16 protein-coding genes are annotated in these 17339 nt (G+C 62.5%); 10 read left to right on the forward strand and 6 right to left on the reverse strand.

The window, feature by feature from the left end; translation table 11 throughout:
- Nucleotides 1-323 precede the first annotated feature (323 nt).
- Nucleotides 324-614: a co-chaperone GroES gene (gene groES, locus O9Z63_RS08610; RefSeq protein WP_044017500.1), complete on the forward strand. Its 291-nt coding sequence runs from the start codon at nt 324-326 to the stop codon at nt 612-614.
- Between the two features lie 44 nt (nt 615-658).
- The gene (groL, locus tag O9Z63_RS08615) at nt 659-2299 is read left to right on the forward strand and encodes a chaperonin GroEL (RefSeq protein WP_270128895.1); all 1641 of its coding nucleotides are present in this window, start codon (nt 659-661) and stop codon (nt 2297-2299) included.
- Nucleotides 2300-2647: 348 nt separating this feature from the next.
- Here the strand turns inward: groL and O9Z63_RS08620 are convergent, their stop codons facing one another.
- Nucleotides 2648-4276, reverse strand: a complete 1629-nt coding sequence (locus O9Z63_RS08620; protein WP_270128896.1) for a peptide MFS transporter — start codon at nt 4274-4276, stop codon at nt 2648-2650.
- A gap of 253 nt (nt 4277-4529) precedes the next feature.
- On the opposite strand from O9Z63_RS08620, the gene pckA reads away from it, so the two are divergent.
- Entirely contained in the window at nt 4530-6143 is a 1614-nt protein-coding gene (pckA, locus tag O9Z63_RS08625) for a phosphoenolpyruvate carboxykinase (ATP) (RefSeq protein WP_044017498.1), read from the forward strand.
- A gap of 55 nt (nt 6144-6198) precedes the next feature.
- Here the strand turns inward: pckA and O9Z63_RS08630 are convergent, their stop codons facing one another.
- Entirely contained in the window at nt 6199-6723 is a 525-nt protein-coding gene (locus O9Z63_RS08630; protein WP_270128897.1) for a hypothetical protein, read from the reverse strand.
- Nucleotides 6724-6862: 139 nt separating this feature from the next.
- On the opposite strand from O9Z63_RS08630, the gene O9Z63_RS08635 reads away from it, so the two are divergent.
- Entirely contained in the window at nt 6863-7648 is a 786-nt protein-coding gene (locus tag O9Z63_RS08635; RefSeq protein ID WP_270128898.1) for a S1/P1 nuclease, read from the forward strand.
- 83 nt (nt 7649-7731) lie between these two features.
- Here O9Z63_RS08635 and O9Z63_RS08640 read toward each other — a convergent pair whose 3' ends face one another.
- Complete coding sequence (locus tag O9Z63_RS08640) at nt 7732-8754, reverse strand: SDR family oxidoreductase (RefSeq protein ID WP_270128899.1); 1023 nt, start codon at nt 8752-8754, stop codon at nt 7732-7734.
- Nucleotides 8755-8900: 146 nt separating this feature from the next.
- Between O9Z63_RS08640 and O9Z63_RS08645 the strand changes: the two genes are divergently transcribed.
- From O9Z63_RS08645 to O9Z63_RS08670, 6 genes are all read left to right on the forward strand, one after another.
- Complete coding sequence (locus tag O9Z63_RS08645) at nt 8901-9617, forward strand: 16S rRNA (uracil(1498)-N(3))-methyltransferase (RefSeq protein WP_270128900.1); 717 nt, start codon at nt 8901-8903, stop codon at nt 9615-9617.
- 69 nt (nt 9618-9686) lie between these two features.
- Nucleotides 9687-10358, forward strand: coding sequence for a DUF4159 domain-containing protein (locus O9Z63_RS08650; RefSeq protein WP_269561330.1), 672 nt, complete (start codon nt 9687-9689; stop codon nt 10356-10358).
- Between the two features lie 153 nt (nt 10359-10511).
- On the forward strand, nt 10512-11090 hold the full coding sequence (locus tag O9Z63_RS08655; protein WP_270128901.1) for a biliverdin-producing heme oxygenase: 579 nt from the start codon (nt 10512-10514) through the stop codon (nt 11088-11090).
- Nucleotides 11072-13387: an ATP-binding protein gene (locus O9Z63_RS08660; protein WP_270128902.1), complete on the forward strand. Its 2316-nt coding sequence runs from the start codon at nt 11072-11074 to the stop codon at nt 13385-13387. Before O9Z63_RS08655 ends, O9Z63_RS08660 begins: the two co-directional genes overlap by 19 nt.
- On the forward strand, nt 13388-13834 hold the full coding sequence (locus O9Z63_RS08665; RefSeq protein ID WP_270128903.1) for a response regulator: 447 nt from the start codon (nt 13388-13390) through the stop codon (nt 13832-13834).
- 6 nt (nt 13835-13840) lie between these two features.
- Entirely contained in the window at nt 13841-15085 is a 1245-nt protein-coding gene (locus tag O9Z63_RS08670; RefSeq protein WP_270128904.1) for a sensor histidine kinase, read from the forward strand.
- 121 nt (nt 15086-15206) lie between these two features.
- Here O9Z63_RS08670 and O9Z63_RS08675 read toward each other — a convergent pair whose 3' ends face one another.
- From O9Z63_RS08675 to O9Z63_RS08685, 3 genes are all read right to left on the reverse strand, one after another.
- Complete coding sequence (locus O9Z63_RS08675; RefSeq protein WP_270128905.1) at nt 15207-15743, reverse strand: hypothetical protein; 537 nt, start codon at nt 15741-15743, stop codon at nt 15207-15209.
- 56 nt (nt 15744-15799) lie between these two features.
- A complete protein-coding gene (locus O9Z63_RS08680) occupies nt 15800-16372 on the reverse strand; it encodes a 1-acyl-sn-glycerol-3-phosphate acyltransferase (RefSeq protein WP_270128906.1) in 573 nt (190 codons plus the stop codon).
- A gap of 84 nt (nt 16373-16456) precedes the next feature.
- Complete coding sequence (locus O9Z63_RS08685) at nt 16457-17296, reverse strand: patatin-like phospholipase family protein (protein WP_270128907.1); 840 nt, start codon at nt 17294-17296, stop codon at nt 16457-16459.
- Between the last annotated feature and the right edge of the window lie 43 nt (nt 17297-17339).

Raw genomic sequence — 17339 nt, forward strand, 5'->3', positions numbered from 1 at the left:
CAGTCTGCAACGGCGGCTTCCTTCACCGGAAGCCGCCGTTTTCTGTGTTGGCTGGTGTTCTGCCGTAATGGGCAGCAGGCTGCCACGGCCCGAATGCTGCACTTTCGTCAGCCCTGCGTTCTGCTACCTTCGGGCCGCCAACTGCCGTGGCGGGTGGTGGTGGAGCCGTATTTTCTGTCAGCTTTGGCAGGCTGGCGTAGCAAGCTGACCGATTTAAGGCCATTCTGGCGTTCATTCTGTCAGGTTTGGCGGGCTGGCACGGGAAGTGCGGAACGCTCGGCACCACCTTGTTTCAAGTAAACCTTTCAACCAAAACGTACAATATGTCGCTTAGCATCAAACCGCTGGCTGACCGCGTGATTGTCGCGCCGGCCGCTGCCGAGGAAAAAACCAAATCGGGCATCATCATTCCCGACACGGCCAAGGAGAAACCCCAGCGTGGCGAAGTAGTAGCCGTGGGCGAAGGTAAAGTTGCCGACAACGGCACCACCATCAAGCCCCAGGTAAAAGCAGGTGACCAGGTGCTGTACGGCAAATACGCCGGCACCGAAATTACGGTGGATGGCCAGGACTACCTCATTATGAAGGAGTCGGACATCTTCGCCGTACTGTAGGCCTCCCTTTCTCTCTTTCTGAATTCCCCATACCCGAATAACTGATGGCTAAGAACATCCAATTCGATACTGACGGCCGCGACAAGCTGAAACGCGGTGTAGACAAACTGGCTAACGCCGTGAAAGTAACCCTCGGCCCCAAAGGCCGCAACGTGGTTATCGACAAGAAATTTGGCGCCCCGAGCATCACCAAAGACGGTGTGACGGTAGCTAAGGAAATTGAGCTGAGCGACCCGGTGGAAAACATGGGCGCCCAGCTGGTGAAGGAAGTAGCCAGCAAAACGGCTGACCAGGCCGGCGACGGCACTACTACCGCCACCGTACTGGCCCAGGCTATCTACGCCGCCGGTTCCAAGAACGTGGCCGCTGGTGCCAACCCCATGGACCTCAAGCGTGGCATCGACAAGGCAGTAATTGCCGTGGTTGCCAACCTGAAGGCTCAGAGCAAGAAGATTGAAAACTCGTCGGAAATTGCCCAGGTAGGCGCTATTTCGGCCAACAACGACATGGAAATCGGCAAAATGATTGCCGACGCCATGGACAAAGTGGGCAAGGAAGGCGTTATCACGGTAGAAGAAGCGCGTGGCACCGAAACCGAAGTGAAAACGGTGGAAGGCATGCAGTTCGACCGCGGCTACCTCTCCCCTTACTTCGTGACCAACCCGGAGAAGATGGAGGCCGAGTTCGATAACCCCTACATCCTCATCTACGACAAGAAGGTGAGCACCATGAAGGAGCTGCTGCCCGTGCTCGAGCAGGTGGTGCAGACCGGCAAGCCGCTGGTTATCATCTCCGAGGACGTAGACGGCGAAGCCCTGGCGACGCTGGTAGTAAACAAGCTGCGCGGCTCGCTGAAAATTGCGGCCGTGAAGGCTCCCGGCTTCGGCGACCGTCGCAAGGCCATGCTGGAAGACATTGCCGTTCTGACGGGCGGTACGGTTATTTCGGAAGAGCGCGGCTACAAGCTCGACAGCGCCACGCTGGAGTATCTCGGCACGGCCGAGAAAGTTATCATTGACAAAGACAACACGACCATCGTCAATGGTAAAGGTGAGAAGGAAACAATCACCGCCCGCATCAACGAAATCAAAGCCCAGATCGTCACCACCACGTCGGACTACGATAAGGAGAAGCTGCAGGAGCGCCTGGCCAAGCTGTCGGGTGGTGTAGCCATCCTCTACATCGGTGCCAGCACTGAGGTGGAAATGAAAGAGAAGAAAGACCGCGTAGACGATGCCCTGCACGCTACCCGCGCCGCCGTTGAGGAAGGCGTGGTACCCGGCGGTGGCGTGGCTCTGGTGCGCGCCCTCGATGCCCTGGAAGCAGTTGATACCCTCAACGGCGACGAGCGTACCGGCGTGAACATCATCCGCACGGCCCTGGAAGCTCCTCTGCGTACCATCGTGCAGAACGCCGGTGGCGAAGGCTCGGTAGTAGTGCAGAAGGTGCGCGAAGGCAAAGGTGACTACGGCTACAACGCCCGCGAGGACCGCTACGAAAACCTGATGGCCGCTGGTATCCTCGACCCAACCAAAGTAACGCGCCTGGCGCTGGAGAATGCCGCTTCGATTGCCGGCCTGCTCCTGACCACCGAGTGCGTGATTTCGGACGAGCCAGAGGCTGAGAAAGACCACGGCCACGGCGGCGGTGCCCCCGGCATGGGCGGCATGGGCGGCATGATGTAAACATCAGCCGCTAAGCCAACCGCTTAGACAAAAAGCTCCGCTGGACGCTGGTCCGGCGGGGCTTTTTTGCGTCCGATGACAGTACGCATTACTTTCTTCGAATCAGTTGATTAATGCAGACAACGAGAGTAACTACGGCCCCTATTGCGGCCCAGCTTAGCCATTTCAGTTACTCGTAGTCAGCAGGTAGTAGCGCGAACTTTGTAGTTCGCGTCTTCGCGCCGTGATGGTCGTCCGAATGGCCTTGGGTCGCGAACTACAAAGTTCGCGCTACTAGTCATCCACCGAAACTCCACAAAAAAGCCCTGCCAGATAATTCTGGCAGGGCTTTTCAACACTCAGTAAGCCTTACGCAGCCGTTGCTACGGGCTCGTTCATCATGGTGGTGAGCTTGCGGTAGAGGAAGAACAGCACCAGCGAAGCAGCAGCCGACAGCACCACGAAGATCAGGAAGAACTCGTAGAGGCCGGTGATTTCGAAGCCCACGAAGTGCGGAGCGGCTTTGCCGGGCTCGGGATACAGACCGCTCAGTACGCCCGCAAACTTGTTGCCGGCGGCCGTAGCCAGAAACCAGACGGCCATCAGCAGCGACGCGAAGCGGGCCGGAGCCAGCTTGTTTACCAGTGCCAGGCCAATCGGCGACAGGCAAAGCTCGCCGAAAGTGTGCATCAGGTACATCGTAATCAGCCAGAACATGCTCACTTTGGTGCTGGCATCTACCCCCTTCACGCCGAAGGCAATAATGAGGTAGCCCACAGCCAGGAACATCAGGCCAATCGACATTTTCAGCGGCGAGGAAGGCTCCAGGCCGCGCTTGCCCAGCATCGTCCAGATAACGGCAAAAACCGGCGCGAAGATGATGATGAACAGGGCATTGGCCGACTGGAAGTAAGAAGCCGGTACCACGTAGGAACCCAGCGTACGGTCGGTCTGCTCGTCGGCGAAGAACGTGAGCGAGGCCCCGGCCTGCTCAAACGCGCCCCAGAAGAAGATTACAAAGAAGCTCAGAATCAGAATCACGTAGATTTTCTCCCGCTCCCGCGGCGTCAGCGAAGCGTCCGACAGCACGGCCATCGGCATAACCACCATGGCCGAGAACACCAGGGCGCCAATCCAGTCGTAGTCCATGAACCAGGCAATGCCGGCGTACACCACCACGAAAATGCCGATCAGCTTGGGTAGCTGGCTGGCGAAGCTCTTGGTGGGTTGAGCAATGGTTTCGGAGCGCACCGGCGAGTCGGTGTTGACCGGTACCACCGGCGCGTGCTCTACGGTGCGCTCGGGCTTGGCGCCCAGGGCCGCGCCGTCGGGCGTCACCACGTACTTGTTTTTGAACATCTCAAACGTGAGCGAGCCAATCAGCATGCCGAAGCCGGCGGCCAGGAAGCCCCATTTGAAGTCGGCGGGGTTGCCGGTGTCGCCGAGCGTGCCGCACACCAGCGGCGAGAAGAACGCGCCTAGGTTGATGCCCATGTAGAAGATGGTGTAGGCCGCATCCACGCGCCCGTCGCCCTTGGGATAGAGCGTGCCCACCATCGAGGAAATGTTGGGTTTGAAGAAACCGTTGCCGAAAATCAGCAGTCCCAGACCCAGGAAAAACAGCGCCAGCTGCGCCGTAGAGGCCGACGTCTGGCCGGCCGAGTACATCGAGGCCGAGAAAAACAGCGCAAACTGCCCCAGCGCCATCATCAGGCCGCCGGTCAGGATAGAGCGGCGGTTGCCCCAGTAGCGGTCGGCCATATAGCCCCCGAGCAGCGGCGTCAGGTACACCAGGGAGGTGTAGTCGCCGTAGATGCGGGAGGTAAGTTCTTTATCGAAGAACAGGGCTTTGCCCATGTAAAGCGCCAGCAGGGCGCGCATGCCGTAGTAGCTGAACCGCTCCCACATCTCGGTGGCAAAGAGCACATAAAGGCCCTTCGGATGGCCGGTGGAAGCGGCCATCGGGGGCTGCTCCCGCACAGCGGAGGTCGTTTGCATGTAATAGAAATGAAGTGGTAGAAAGGAAGGAAAAGCCGCCGGCTGCAACCGCACGGAGGTTGGTAAAGCTACAAAAGTTTCCCAACCCCCGAATAGCCCGCCCCGTTTGCCTGGCTTGAGTCTTTCATCGACCGGCCGGCGCCAGCGAATTTTCGCAAAATTTCTGCTGGCAACGTTGCCAGCCCGGCGTTTTGCCTATTTTTGTCTTACCGTTCCCCCATTTTCCCACCCAACCCAGTTTTCGGCTTCTGATATGCTAGATTCCGCCGCTACTACCCGCCTGGCTCCGCTGGGCATCACGCAGGCCGCGCAGGTGCACCTGAACCTCACGCCTGAGCAGCTCACCCAGGAGGCTCTGCGCCGCCACGAAGGCGTGCTCACCGACACCGGCGCCCTGATGGCCGACACCGGCCAGTTCACCGGCCGCTCCCCCAAAGACCGTTTCGTGGTGAAAGACGCCGGCACCGCCGACAGCGTGTGGTGGGGCGACATCAACATCCCCTTCGCCGAAGACAAGTTCGACCAGCTCCACCAGAAAATGGTGCAGTACCTGGCCGACAAGGAGATTTACGTGCGCGACGCCTACGCCGGCGCCAACCCCGACTACCAGCTCAAGCTGCGCGTGGTAAACGAGCTAGCCTGGCACAACCTGTTCTGCTACAACATGTTCCTGCGCCCCGCCGAGGGCGCTGACACCAGCTGGACGCCCGATTTCAGCATCATCTGCGCCCCCGGCTTCGAGGCTGACCCGGCCGTGGATGGCACCCGCCAGAAGAACTTCGCCATTCTGAACTTCTCCAAGAAGATGATTCTGATTGGCGGCACAGGCTACGCCGGCGAGATGAAAAAGGGCATCTTCGGGGTTCTCAACTACCTGCTGCCCCACGAGCGCGCCACGCTGCCGATGCACTGCTCGGCCAACGTAGGCAAAGACGGCGACACGGCCATCTTCTTCGGCCTCTCGGGCACCGGCAAAACGACGCTTTCCGCTGACCCCAACCGCGGCCTGATCGGCGACGACGAGCACGGCTGGACGCCCGATGCCGGCATCTTCAACTTCGAGGGCGGCTGCTACGCCAAGGTTATCGACCTGAGCGCCGAGAAGGAGCCCGAAATCTGGAACGCCATCAAGGCCGGCTCCATCGTGGAAAACACGCGCTTCGTGCCCGGCACCACCACCGTGGACTACGCCAACAAGAGCGTGACCGAAAACACCCGCACGGCCTACCCGATCAACTTTATTCCGAACGCCATTGAGCCCAGCGTGGCCGAGGCGCCCAAGAACATCTTCTTCCTGACGGCCGACGCCTTCGGGGTGCTGCCTCCCATCAGCAAGCTCGACAAGAGCCACGCCATGTACCACTTCATGAGCGGCTACACCGCCAAGGTGGCCGGCACGGAAATGGGCGTTACGGAGCCGCAAACCACGTTCTCGGCTTGCTTCGGCGCCGTGTTCCTGCCGCTGCATCCCACCAAGTACGCCGAGATGCTGGGCAAGAAGATGGACGAAAACGAGGTGAACGTGTGGCTGGTGAACACCGGCTGGAGCGGCGGCAGCTACGGCGTCGGCTCGCGCATGAAGCTGGGCTACACCCGCGCCATGATTACGGCCGCCCTCAACGGTGAGCTGAACGACGTGGAGTTCAAGAAGCACCCCATCTTCGGCGTGGAAGTGCCAGCCTCGGTGCCGGGCGTGCCCACCGAAATCCTGGACCCACGCGCCACCTGGGCCGATCAGGAAGCCTACGACAAAACGGCCGCCGACCTGGCCCAGAAGTTTGTGGCTAACTTCCAGAAGTACGCCGATTTCGCCAACGACGAAATCCTGGCCGGCGCCCCCAAAACGGCCGTTGAAGCCAGCGTATAACGCTTGACACATACAGAAAAGAGCCCCGCTGGCGTTGCCGGCGGGGCTCTTTTTTTTACGGCAACATTGTGCTTTCTATGGGGTGGCCCAGTGATGTCAGCCAGTGACGCAGGCCCGCGTAGGTGGCGGCATCTGCAGTCAGCTCTTCTCCCTCCTGCGTCACGATGGTGTCGCACCCCAGGCAGATGTTGAGCACGCCCACCACCTCATCAGCCGCGCTGTGAAAGACAATACCATCCCGGTAAACGGGCACACACATCCAGTCAAACATCTTGATAGCGGGTAGGCTCAGCAACTCCAGCAACGCCTGAACCCGTGAGTCGGAACTGGGCAGAGAGACTATGGGCGTGGCCGTGAGATTGTATGCGCCGGGCACTTCCATCAGGGTGGAGGTAGCTAGGTCGTTGGTACTTCGCAGTCGGTTCAGATACGCCCGCAATGCAGGCAGATCCGGGGCGGCACAGGTCAGCAGACACTTACGGGCCTGTTGCAGCCGTTCCCACTTCGGCCCGCGCAGCAGTGAATAGGTAGTTAAATAAGCAAATGACAGCGTAGCAATATAGTCGGCAGTAGTTTTCATGGGTCAGTTAGGATGCGGCCGGCGAAGCTGCGATGATTCCTCATGTTTGCCGCAAGTTTAAAAGGAAGATTGCCGCAAATCCTTGAAATGCCAGTAATTTGCCCAACTTTTCCAACCCTTCCACCTTCCCTTTCTGATTATGCGCAAGCTTTTGCTGCCGCTGTTTCTGTTGTTTCTGTCGCCGCTGAGCTTGTGGGCCTGGGGCGTTGACGGCCACCGCGCCGTGGGCCAGATTGCCGAGCAACACCTCAACCGCAAGGCCCGCCGCGAAGTACAGCGCCTGCTGGGCACCGAAACGCTGGCTTTGGTGAGCACCTGGCCCGACGAAATCCGCTACTATCCGGAGTTCAAGGAAACCGCCCCCTGGCACTACGTCAACTCGCCCGCGGGCCTGAACGAAACGCAATATCTGCAGGACCTGAAGAGCCAGACCGGCCCCAACGCCTACAACATGCTGCAGGCCAAGCTCAAAGAGCTAACCGATTCCAGCAAGACGCAGGCCGAGAAGCTCGCCGCCCTCAAGTTTGTGGTGCACCTCGTGGGCGACGCCCACCAGCCCCTGCACGCCGGCCATGCCGAGGACAAGGGTGGCAACGACATCAAAGTGAAGTACCGCGGCAAGGACACCAACATGCACAGCCTCTGGGACAGCGGCCTAATCGACTACCAGGGCCTGACCTACACGGAAATGGCCACCAAGTACGATGGCCCCATCCGGCGCCAGCAGGTGCGCGAGTGGCAGGCGTCGTCGCCGGAAAGCTGGTTCTGGGAGTCGTACCAGGCCAGTGAGCAGGTGTACCGCAGCGCCCCGGCCAACGGCGACGTAGACTACAACTACTACCCGGCGCACTCCGAAATGATGAAGCAGCGTATCCAGCAGGCCGGCGTGCGGCTGGCGGGGTTGCTGAACGAGGTGCTGGGCTAGGCCCTTCTGTTGCTGAATTGAACGCCAAACGGCCCCGCTGACGCGTGTCAGCGGGGCCGTTTGGCGTTTTATTGAAGGCTGGCTTACGCGTTTTGCTTGGCCTTGCCGCTCAGCCAGGCGGCGGCCGCCACGCCGGCTCCTACCAGCAGGGCCGCTTTAAGGCCGGTGTTGCCGCGCGTTACGGCCTCGGTGTAGTAGCTGGTTTCGCGGGTGCTGCCGGGGTAGTTGCCGCGCTCCTCCAGCTGGCCCACGGGCCGGTCGAGGCCGTTTTGCTGCAGCGGGCGCCGGGCGTAGTCGGCCTGCTCCTGCTTGGCGAAGGATTTCTCCATGAACTGGTCGAGCAGCGCGGGCGTCCAGCGGTTCAGGCCGATGAAGGCCCGGCCGCCGCCGCCCACCACCACGTCGCGCTCAGGGTTTTCGGCAGCGTACAGGATGGCGCGGGCCACGGTTTCGGGGGCGTAGGCGGGCGGCGCGTGCTGGGCTTCGCGCTCCATGTAGTTTTTGGCGTGCAGCGGGTAGGGCGTGTCGATGGCGGCGGGCTGAATCAGGGTCACCGAAATCGGGGCCTCGTCCATTTCCAGCTCCATGCGTAGGCCGTCGGTGAAGCCCTTCACGGCGTGCTTGCTGGCCGAGTAGATGGTTTGCAGAATAGCCGTGACTTCAGACAGGATGCTGCCCACGTTGATGATGGCGCCGCCCTTGCCTTTCAGGTGCTTGGCAGCTTCCAGCGAGCCATTCACCAAACCCCAGAAGTTCACGTCGAACAGGCGGCGCATGTCCTCTACCGGCACCTGTTCCAGCTTGCCGTAGATGCTCACGCCGGCGTTGTTGATCCAGGTATCGTAGCCACCATAGCGGCTGGCGGCCTCCCGGGCTAGGCGCTGCACGTCTTCGGGCTTGCTCACGTCGGCCACCACGTAGTCGGCCTGGCCGCCGGCCTGCCGGATTTCGCTGGTTAGCTGACGCAGGGCGTCTTCGCTGCGGGCCGCCAGAATCAGGCGGGCGCCGGCTTTGGCAGCCATGCGGGCCGTTACGAGGCCGATGCCGGACGAGGCGCCGGTGATGACGATGGTTTGCCGGGAGAGTTTTTTGAGCTTGACGGACATAGTGAGATTATGCAAGGTGGAAGGAATAGCGTAGCGCGCTGCCACTGGCAGGCACCTTCTGGCATACGCACCCGCCGGCCAGGCGTTATGTTGAGCTTGGCGCGGCCCAGCCGGCGGCGCGTGCTTTTCCGGTTTACCTTTGCCCCATGCCGCACACTTTCTTCGCCCCCGACCTCTCCGGCCTTACCTACACGCTTCCCGAAGACGAAAGCAAGCACGCCGTGCGGGTGCTGCGCCTGAGCGCCCCCGACCCCGTGGTGCTGGTGGATGGCCGCGGCGGTGTATTCCAGGCCGAAGTAGCCGATGCCAACCCCAAGCGCTGCCAGCTACGCATCACCCACGAGGCGCAGGTGCCGCGCCGCGCCTATTTCGTGCACGTGGCCGTGGCGCCCACCAAAAACCTCGACCGGATGGAATGGCTGGTGGAGAAAGCCGTGGAAATCGGCGTCGACCGCCTCACGTTTCTGCGCTGCGCCCGCTCCGAGCGGCGCGAGCTGAAGCTGGAGCGCCTGCACAAAATCGCCGTCAGCGCCCTTAAGCAGTCGGGCCAGGCGTGGCTGCCGCAGCTGGACGAGCTGACGGACTTTGCCGACTTCCTGCCCACCATTGATGGCGCCACCAGCTTCATCGGCCACCTCGAGGAAGGCGACCGGACGCCACTTTCCCGCGTGGCGGCAACCGGAACTAGCTGCTGCGTGCTCATCGGGCCCGAAGGCGACTTCACGCCCCAGGAAATTGCGGCGGCCTTTGCCCGCGGTGTCCGGCCCGTGACGCTGGGCGCCTCCCGCCTGCGCACCGAAACGGCCGCCCTGGCCGCCGTGCACACGGCACACGTGGCCCGGGAGTTGGCCGAAAACCGCTAAGTTGAACGCCTGCCGCTCTCTTCTGCGTTTCTGTCTGAACACCGCTGCCCCCACCTTTCTCGCCCACATATGCTGAAGACCCTCTGCCTGGCCGTTACGTTTCTGCTGCTGCTCACGGCCGCTGCGCCGCCCGCCGCGGCCCCCAGCTTCCGCATTGCCAAGCTGCACTACGGCGGCGGCGGCGACTGGTACGCCAACAAAACCAGCCTGCCCAACCTCATCCGCTTCTGCAACCAGACGCTCAGCACCAACATGGCCCCCGACGAGGCCACCGTGGAGCTGGACTCGCCGGAGCTGCTCAGCTACCCGTTCGTGCACATGACCGGCCACGGCAACGTGCTCTTTTCCGATGCTGAGGCCAAAAACCTGCGCCGCTACCTGATGGGCGGCGGCTTCCTGCACATCGACGACAACTACGGCCTCGACAAGTTCATCCGGCCCGAGATGAAGAAGGTGTTTCCGGAGCTGGAGTTTGTGGAACTGCCCTTCTCCCACCCCATCTACCACCAGAAGTTTCAGTTTCCCAGAGGCTTGCCCAAAGTACACGAGCACGACGGCAAGCGCCCTCAGGGCTTTGGCCTGCTCTATAAGGGCCGGCTGGTGTGCTTCTACAGCTTTGAGTGCGACCTGGGCAACGGCTGGGAAGACCTGGGTACCTACCCCGAAGACACCCCCGCCACCCACGAGGCGGCTCTGAAGATGGGCGCCAACCTGGTAAGCTACGCCCTGACCCAGGACTAAGTCCCGCCGCATAATTCTGCCTCCGTTTCTGTGGGTAGCCGGCCAGCCGCCCGGGCTGGCTGGGCCTGGGCGGCTGGCCGGCATTTTTTTGGCAAAACGCGGCACCTCGGGCGGCTTTGCCGTAGTTTTAGTGTTTCAATTCCGACCCTCTGTATGCCGCCTGCTTTGCAAGCGCCAGGGATTCTGTCCCGGCTGCGCACCGAAACCCGCCCCTCCCACGACGCCGTCGAGCTGAACCCGTTCAACCAGGCCCTGGCCGCCGGCACCGTCACGGCGGCCGATACGGCGCAGTTTCTGGCCCGCATGCACGGCATCATCGCCCCTTTTGAAGCCCAGCTGCGGCAGCACGCCGCCGACTTCGGCCCCACCTGGGAGCTGAACGAGCGGTTTCGCGCCCACTTCATCCTCGCAGACCTGCACCACTTGGGCTACGCGGGCACCCCGCCGCTGTGCCCCGGGTTTCCGGTGCTGGCCACCAGGCCGGCCTTGCTGGGCGCGCTCTACGTGCTGGAAGGCTCCACGCTGGGCGGCCAGGTGATTGCTCGCCAGCTCAGCAAGGCCGGCATTCCCGCCTCCCGCTACTTCCAGGGCTACGGCCCGCTCACCGGCCCCCGCTGGAAAGCCTTCTGCCAGCTCCTGACCGAGGCCACCACCGAGGAAAACGAGCAGGAAATAGTAGATTCGGCCATTACCCTTTTCACCACCCTTGCTGCATGGCTCAATCGTCCGTAAGCTACTTCGACGAAAACCTTCTGGCCTCGGACATCACGCTTACCAACTGCGACCGGGAGCCCATCCATATTCCAGGCCTGATCCAGCCCTATGGCTTTCTGCTGTGCCTCGACGAGCATACCCGCCGCATCGTGCAGACCAGCGCCAACGTAGAGCCGGTGCTGGGTTTGGCGCCGCCCGCCCTGCTGGGTGCGGGGCTGGAGCTGCTGCTGGACGCGGCGTATCTGGCCGAAGTAGACGCCCTGTGGCCTACTCTCACCGAAACGGCCCGCCTGCTGGGCGTGCGCCTCACCGGGGTGGCGGGCCAGCCCTTTTACAAGCTGATTCTGCACCGCCACGATGGCTTAGTGTGGGTGGAAGGCGAGCCGGTGGCCGAAGCCGGCAACAATGCCTTCGACCTGCCCGCCCTCAACCTGACCATGGGCCAGCTGCTGGCCGCCGACAGCGTGCTCGAATGCTGCCAGATTGCGGCTGAGCAGGTACAGGCCCTCACCGGCTTCGACCGGGTGGCCATCTACCGGTTTGCGCCCGACGACAGCGGCGAGGTGATTGCCGAAGCCATCCGCCCCGACCTGGCCCCGTGGCTGGGGCTGCGCTACCCGGCCTCCGACATTCCGCGGCAGGCCCGGGCCATGTACCTCAAAAACTGGCTGCGCTTCATTCCCGATGCCCGCTACCAGCCCGTGCCGCTGGTGCCCACCCTGCGCCCCGGCGCCTCCCGCCCCCCCGACATGACCTACGCCGTGCTGCGGAGCGTGTCGCCCATCCATCTGGAGTACCTGCACAACCTGGGCTCGGCCGCCACCATGACCATTTCCCTGATCCGGGAAGGCGCGCTGTGGGGCATGATTACCTGCCACCACGAAACGCCGCGGCTGGTAAGCTACGAGCTGCGCGAGCTGTGCCAATTCATCGGCAAAACCCTGTCGATGCTGCTCAGGTCAAAGGAGCAGCAGGACGAGCAAAGCTACCGGCAGCATGTGCGGGAGCACCAAGCCCGTTTGTTCGAGCTGGTCACGGTCGACAGCAGCTTCACAACCGAGCTGGCGCACTACACGCCCACGTTGCTGGACATGTTCCGGTGCGGCGGCGCGGCCATCTGCTACGGCGGCGAAATAACCCGCCTGGGCCAGACGCCCGATGAGCCCCAGATAGCCGCCCTGGTAGCCTGGCTCGATGCGCACAACCGCCAGCCCATTTTTCACACAGATTCCTACCCCCGGTTGAACCCAGCTGGCCGCGACATCCGGGAAACGGCCAGCGGCATCCTGGCCATTTCCCTGTCGCAGGCGCCGGGCGAGTACATCCTCTGGTTCCGCCCCGAGCAGGTGCAGACCGTAACCTGGGCCGGCCGCCACGAAAAACCCGTCACGCTGGCCGACGGGCAGGTATTTCTGTCGCCGCGCCAGTCGTTTGAGGCCTGGAAGCAGCTGGTGGAAGAAACGGCCGCGCCCTGGCAGTCGTTTGAGCTGGAAGCCGCCGCCGCCGTCCGGCAGCACATTTCCGATGTACGCCTGAAGCGGTTTCAGGCCCTGGAGCAGCACGCCACCGACCTGGCCCGCCTCAACACCGAGCTGGAGCGCAGCAACGAAGAGCTGGACTCGTTTGCCTACGTGGCCTCCCACGACCTCAAGGAGCCACTGCGGGGCATCCACAACTACGCGCTGTTTCTGCTGGAAGACTACGCCGACGTGCTGGACGCGGAAGGCGTCAGCAAGCTTCAGACGCTGGTCCGGCTCAGCCAGCGCATGGAAGGCCTCATCGAGTCGCTGCTGCAGCTCTCCCGCGTGGGCCGCCTCGACCTGAGCCTGGAGGAAGTGTCGCTGGCGGAGGTGCTGGCGGCGGTGGTGGATCTGCTGTATCCACGCATCGCCGAAACCGGCACCACGGTGCACGTGCTCGACAACCTGCCCACCGTGCGCGCCGACCGGGTGCGCCTGCAGGAGCTGTTCAACAACCTGCTGACCAACGCCATGCGCTACAACCTCTCGGAGCAGAAGTTTGTGGAGATTGGCCAGGCGCCCGACACCGCACGCGGCCCCCAGGGCACCGGCGACACGGCCGACTACCACGTATTTTACGTACGCGACAATGGCATCGGCATTGCCCGCAAACACCACGAAAGCATCTTCCGGATTTTCAAGCGTCTGCACGCGCAGGACAAATTTGAGGGCGGTACCGGAGCGGGCCTGGCCATTGCCAGAAAAATGGTGGAAAAGCACGATGGCGAGCTGTGGGTGGAGTCTGAGCTAGGGCAAGGCGCTACTTTTTATTTTTCGATTTCCAAGCACCTGTAAATGAAAGCCTCTCCTTTTGCTCCCATCCTGATTGTCGACGACAATGCGGAAGATTTTACGGCCCTGAACCGGGCCTTCCGCAAAAACGACGTGCGCCACCCGGTGGTGCGGTGCGAAGACGGCGACCAGGCCCTGGAATACCTGCAGGGCTACGGCCGCCACCCGGCCTGGCCCAGTGTGCTGCCCAGCATCATCCTGCTCGATCTGAATATGCCTGGCACCGACGGCCAGGCAGTGCTATCCGTGCTCAAGCACGACGCCGTGCTGCGCACCATCCCGGTTATCGTTTTCACGACTTCCGCCAATATCCGCGACATTGCCGAGTGCTACCGCCTGGGGGCCAACAGCTACCTGACCAAGCCCATCGAATACCACATGCTGGAAGAAAAAATAGGGCTTATTGCCCGGTATTGGCTGGATTCGTCTGAACTATATCCTGTTAGCTAGCGCACTGTGAAGCGTATTCTGCTCATCGACGACAACCCCGAAGACCGGATGCTGTACCGGCGCTATCTGGGCCAGCAGGTAGGCCACGAGCGGCTGGAAATTGCCGAAGCCTCCTCGGGCGAAGACGGCCTTGAGCTGTTCCGCCAGCTCCGCCCCGATTGCATCCTGCTCGACTACAACCTGCCTGACACCGACGGCTTGGACATGCTCACGCAGCTAAGCCAGCTGGCCCCGCCCGAAACCCTGTGCGTGGTGATGATTACGGGCGGCGGCAACGAGTCCATTGCGGTGCGGGCCCTCAACAACGGCGCCCTCGACTACCTCGTCAAGCAGCACTTCGACCGGGAGCTGCTCTACAAAACGGTGGTCTACGCCATCGAGAAAAACGAGTGGCGGCAGTACCAGAACCGCTACCATGCCGAAATCCAGACCATGAACCGCCAGCTGCGCGACTCGCTGGCGGAGCTGACCCACACCCGGCAGGCCCTGCACAGCAAGAACGCCGAGCTGACGGCCGCCAACGACCAGATAACGGCGCGCAACCAGCAGCTGGCCCGCAGCAACCAGGACCTGGACAACTTCGTGTACGCCGCCAGCCACGACCTCAAGCAGCCCGTCAACAACCTGCAGGGCCTGTTTGAGGAGCTGCGCCGCACCGCCGTGGTGCAGGAGCCCGATGCGGCTACCATCATGCGCCTGCTGGAAGAGTCGCTGCACAGCCTGTCCACCACCATCAACGACCTGGCCGCCGTGGTGCAGGAGCAGCGGCCAGCCAGTCCACCCGTCAGCGAGTCGGTCAACCTGGCCGAGCTCACGGCCGATGTTATGCAGGCCCTGCGCCCACAGATCTTAACCACGCGGGCACGCATCAGCACCGATTTTTCGGCCCTGACGCAGCTGCAGTACGTCCGGATCAACCTGCGAACCATTCTGCTCAACCTATTGGGCAACGCGCTGAAATACCGCCACCCCGCCCGGCCCCCGCACATACAGCTGCGGGCGTATCAGGACGGCGGGCAGCCGGTGCTGGAAGTGCAGGACAATGGCCTGGGCCTCAATCTGGAGCGCCACGGGGCCGAGCTGTTTCATCTCTTCCGGCGCTTCCACCCGCAGACGGCAGAGGGTACCGGGGTCGGTCTGTTTCTGGTCAACCGGCTGGTGGAAGGGCCTGGCGGCCACATCGAAGTGGAAAGCCAGGAAGACTGCGGCACCACGTTCCGGCTGTTTCTGCAGAACGACAGCCAGGCATAACCCGCTGGTGCTACCGGCTCACCGCACCAATAAGCTCAGCGCCTGCGAGGAAAAAAAGCAGAACGCCCAGCTATAAGTTAAAAAAATAACACGCTAGATAATAGCGCGTTACCCATATCAGTTAAAACCGACGCTGCAGGATTTCGCTTAGCACGAAAGCAGCCCGCAGGTCGGCCGGATTGCGCAGCAGATCGGTGACGGTGGCCCGGGCGGGCTCCTGGGCGCGGGCCTGCTGGCGGGTCCAATAGTCGGCGGGCTCGTGGGGGCGGCGGCTGGCGCGGGGCTGGCTGGCGGCCCGGCGCGCCTCGTGCAGCGGCACCTCCAGCGACCGGGCCTCCGGCGTGGTTTCCAGCGAAGCGGCCATCGGCTGGCGTTGTTCTAGGCTGCGGGCCGGGGCGGCCGTTTCACGCGGCAAAGGCCGGCCGGCCGGCGTCGTTTGCTCGGCCGCGGCCGGGGTGGCAGTAGCGGGACGGTTGCCGGCCTGCATCTGCTTCAGCAGTTCCTCAAACGAGGCGGCCGGCAACGGCGGCACCTGGCGCGTGCGCGGTGGGCGCTGCTGCTGCTCACGGGCCGTGGTAGCCCGGGCCTTCTGCACCATCCGCCAGATAAACACGCCCAACCCCAGCACTATCCAGAGCAATGTCTGCAGCTTTTCCATGATTTTGGCCTGAACAACTGGTTTAGGAAGGAACAGCAGGGCCGCGCCCTACTCACTTAGCGTACGCCTTTCTCTGGGAAGCGGCCCTGCTTGGTGCGGTAGAAGGCCTTGATTTCCTCCAGATCCTTCTCGTAGTCGCCGGTGGGCCAGAAGGCGGGGCCCACTCCGGCCTCCTTGTTTTTGTAATCGAGGTAGCCGAGCTGGATGGGCACCCCGGCCCCCACCGCGGCGTGGTAGAAGCCTTTGCGCCATTTGGGCTGGTACGAGCGGGTACCCTCGGGCGTAATCAGAATCACCAGCTCATCGTGTTCCTTAAACAGCTGCACCATACCATCTACGAGGCTGTTGTTGCGGCTGCGGTCTACGGCCAGGCCGCCCAGACCACGCACCAGCGCGCCCAATACCGGAATGGTGGTCCACTCCTTTTTGATGGTGAGCTTCACGTCCACGTCCATCAGAAAAAACGCGGCCCGCGCGAAGATGAAGTCCCAGTTGCTGGTGTGCGGCGCGGCAATCATCATGCTTTTCTTGATGTCGGCGGGCACCCGTGGCCCCAGCCGCCAGCCCGCTACCGCGAAAATGGCTTTGGAAATGTAGTACCAGAACGTAGAGGTTTTGCGAGCGGCCATGCAGAAAGAAGCGGAAATAAAGTGGTAGCGGCGGAATGCCGGAACTGCCGGAAGCCAAAACTAGGAAAATGTAAGGTAAGCCGCTTACTCCGGCTCTGGCGAATCGGCCGGCGCGGTTAGCAGCGCCCGCAGCGCCAGGGCCTGCGCCAGCGTGTAGCGGTAGCCGATATCGAACAGCTCCTGCCCGCGCCGGTAGTCCAGCGGGCGGTAGGCGCGCAGCTCCGGCGGCTCCAGCAGCAGCTGGCACTGCTGCTTGCTGAGGGTGCTGTTGGCTCCGATAATCAGGTTGAGGGTGCGTTCCACTAGGTTGCGGAAGCCTGTAATCCGCCCGCCCGTGTTGGTAGGAATGCAGTTGACGGCCACCACCGGCCAGCCCCGGCCCAGCAGCGCATCCACGGGCAGGTTGTTAAGCAGGCCCCCATCGGCCAGCTGCCGGCCCTGGTACTCAATGGGCCGGTACAGCACCGGCACCGCCGACGAGCCCAGCAGCGGCGGAATCAGCAGGCCCTGCGAAAAATGCACCGACGCCCCGGCCGTCAGGTCGGTGGCCACCAGCGTCAGGGGCAGGCGCAGGCTCTCGAAGGTGCAGCCGGCCCCCAGATGCCGGGCAAATAGCGCCTCCACCGCCCCCAGTTGCAGCAGCCCGTAACGGCTGAAAGCCATCCGGGTGAGCCGCGTGATGCTGACGCCCATAAACAGCTGCAGAATCTCGCGGGGCGCAAACCCGGCCGCGTAAAACGCCCCTACAATGGCCCCCGACGATACGCCGGCCAGCGCCGCTACCGGCAGCGCCAGCTCGTCGAGGGCGGCCAGCACGCCCAGGTGGGCCAAGCCGCGCGCCCCTCCCCCCGACAAGGCCAAAGCCAGGCCGGGAGGCGTTGCTGAAGGTTGGCTGGTGCTTATTGGCTTCTCGGTCAGTGTCACGGTGCCGGTAGTGCTAGTATCAACTCACAACGAAAACCCACTG

It is taken from the genome of Hymenobacter yonginensis, assembly GCF_027625995.1.
Taxonomy (GTDB): Bacteria; Bacteroidota; Bacteroidia; order Cytophagales; family Hymenobacteraceae; genus Hymenobacter; species Hymenobacter yonginensis.

Coding starts and splice junctions, on each gene's coding strand:
- groES (WP_044017500.1), top strand. CDS start 324: ATGTCGCTTAGCATCAAACCGCTGGCTGACCGCGTGATTGTCGCGCCG.
- groL (WP_270128895.1), top strand. CDS start 659: ATGGCTAAGAACATCCAATTCGATACTGACGGCCGCGACAAGCTGAAA.
- O9Z63_RS08620 (WP_270128896.1), bottom strand. CDS start 4,276: ATGCAAACGACCTCCGCTGTGCGGGAGCAGCCCCCGATGGCCGCTTCC.
- pckA (WP_044017498.1), top strand. CDS start 4,530: ATGCTAGATTCCGCCGCTACTACCCGCCTGGCTCCGCTGGGCATCACG.
- O9Z63_RS08630 (WP_270128897.1), bottom strand. CDS start 6,723: ATGAAAACTACTGCCGACTATATTGCTACGCTGTCATTTGCTTATTTA.
- O9Z63_RS08635 (WP_270128898.1), top strand. CDS start 6,863: ATGCGCAAGCTTTTGCTGCCGCTGTTTCTGTTGTTTCTGTCGCCGCTG.
- O9Z63_RS08640 (WP_270128899.1), bottom strand. CDS start 8,754: ATGTCCGTCAAGCTCAAAAAACTCTCCCGGCAAACCATCGTCATCACC.
- O9Z63_RS08645 (WP_270128900.1), top strand. CDS start 8,901: ATGCCGCACACTTTCTTCGCCCCCGACCTCTCCGGCCTTACCTACACG.
- O9Z63_RS08650 (WP_269561330.1), top strand. CDS start 9,687: ATGCTGAAGACCCTCTGCCTGGCCGTTACGTTTCTGCTGCTGCTCACG.
- O9Z63_RS08655 (WP_270128901.1), top strand. CDS start 10,512: ATGCCGCCTGCTTTGCAAGCGCCAGGGATTCTGTCCCGGCTGCGCACC.
- O9Z63_RS08660 (WP_270128902.1), top strand. CDS start 11,072: ATGGCTCAATCGTCCGTAAGCTACTTCGACGAAAACCTTCTGGCCTCG.
- O9Z63_RS08665 (WP_270128903.1), top strand. CDS start 13,388: ATGAAAGCCTCTCCTTTTGCTCCCATCCTGATTGTCGACGACAATGCG.
- O9Z63_RS08675 (WP_270128905.1), bottom strand. CDS start 15,743: ATGGAAAAGCTGCAGACATTGCTCTGGATAGTGCTGGGGTTGGGCGTG.
- O9Z63_RS08680 (WP_270128906.1), bottom strand. CDS start 16,372: ATGGCCGCTCGCAAAACCTCTACGTTCTGGTACTACATTTCCAAAGCC.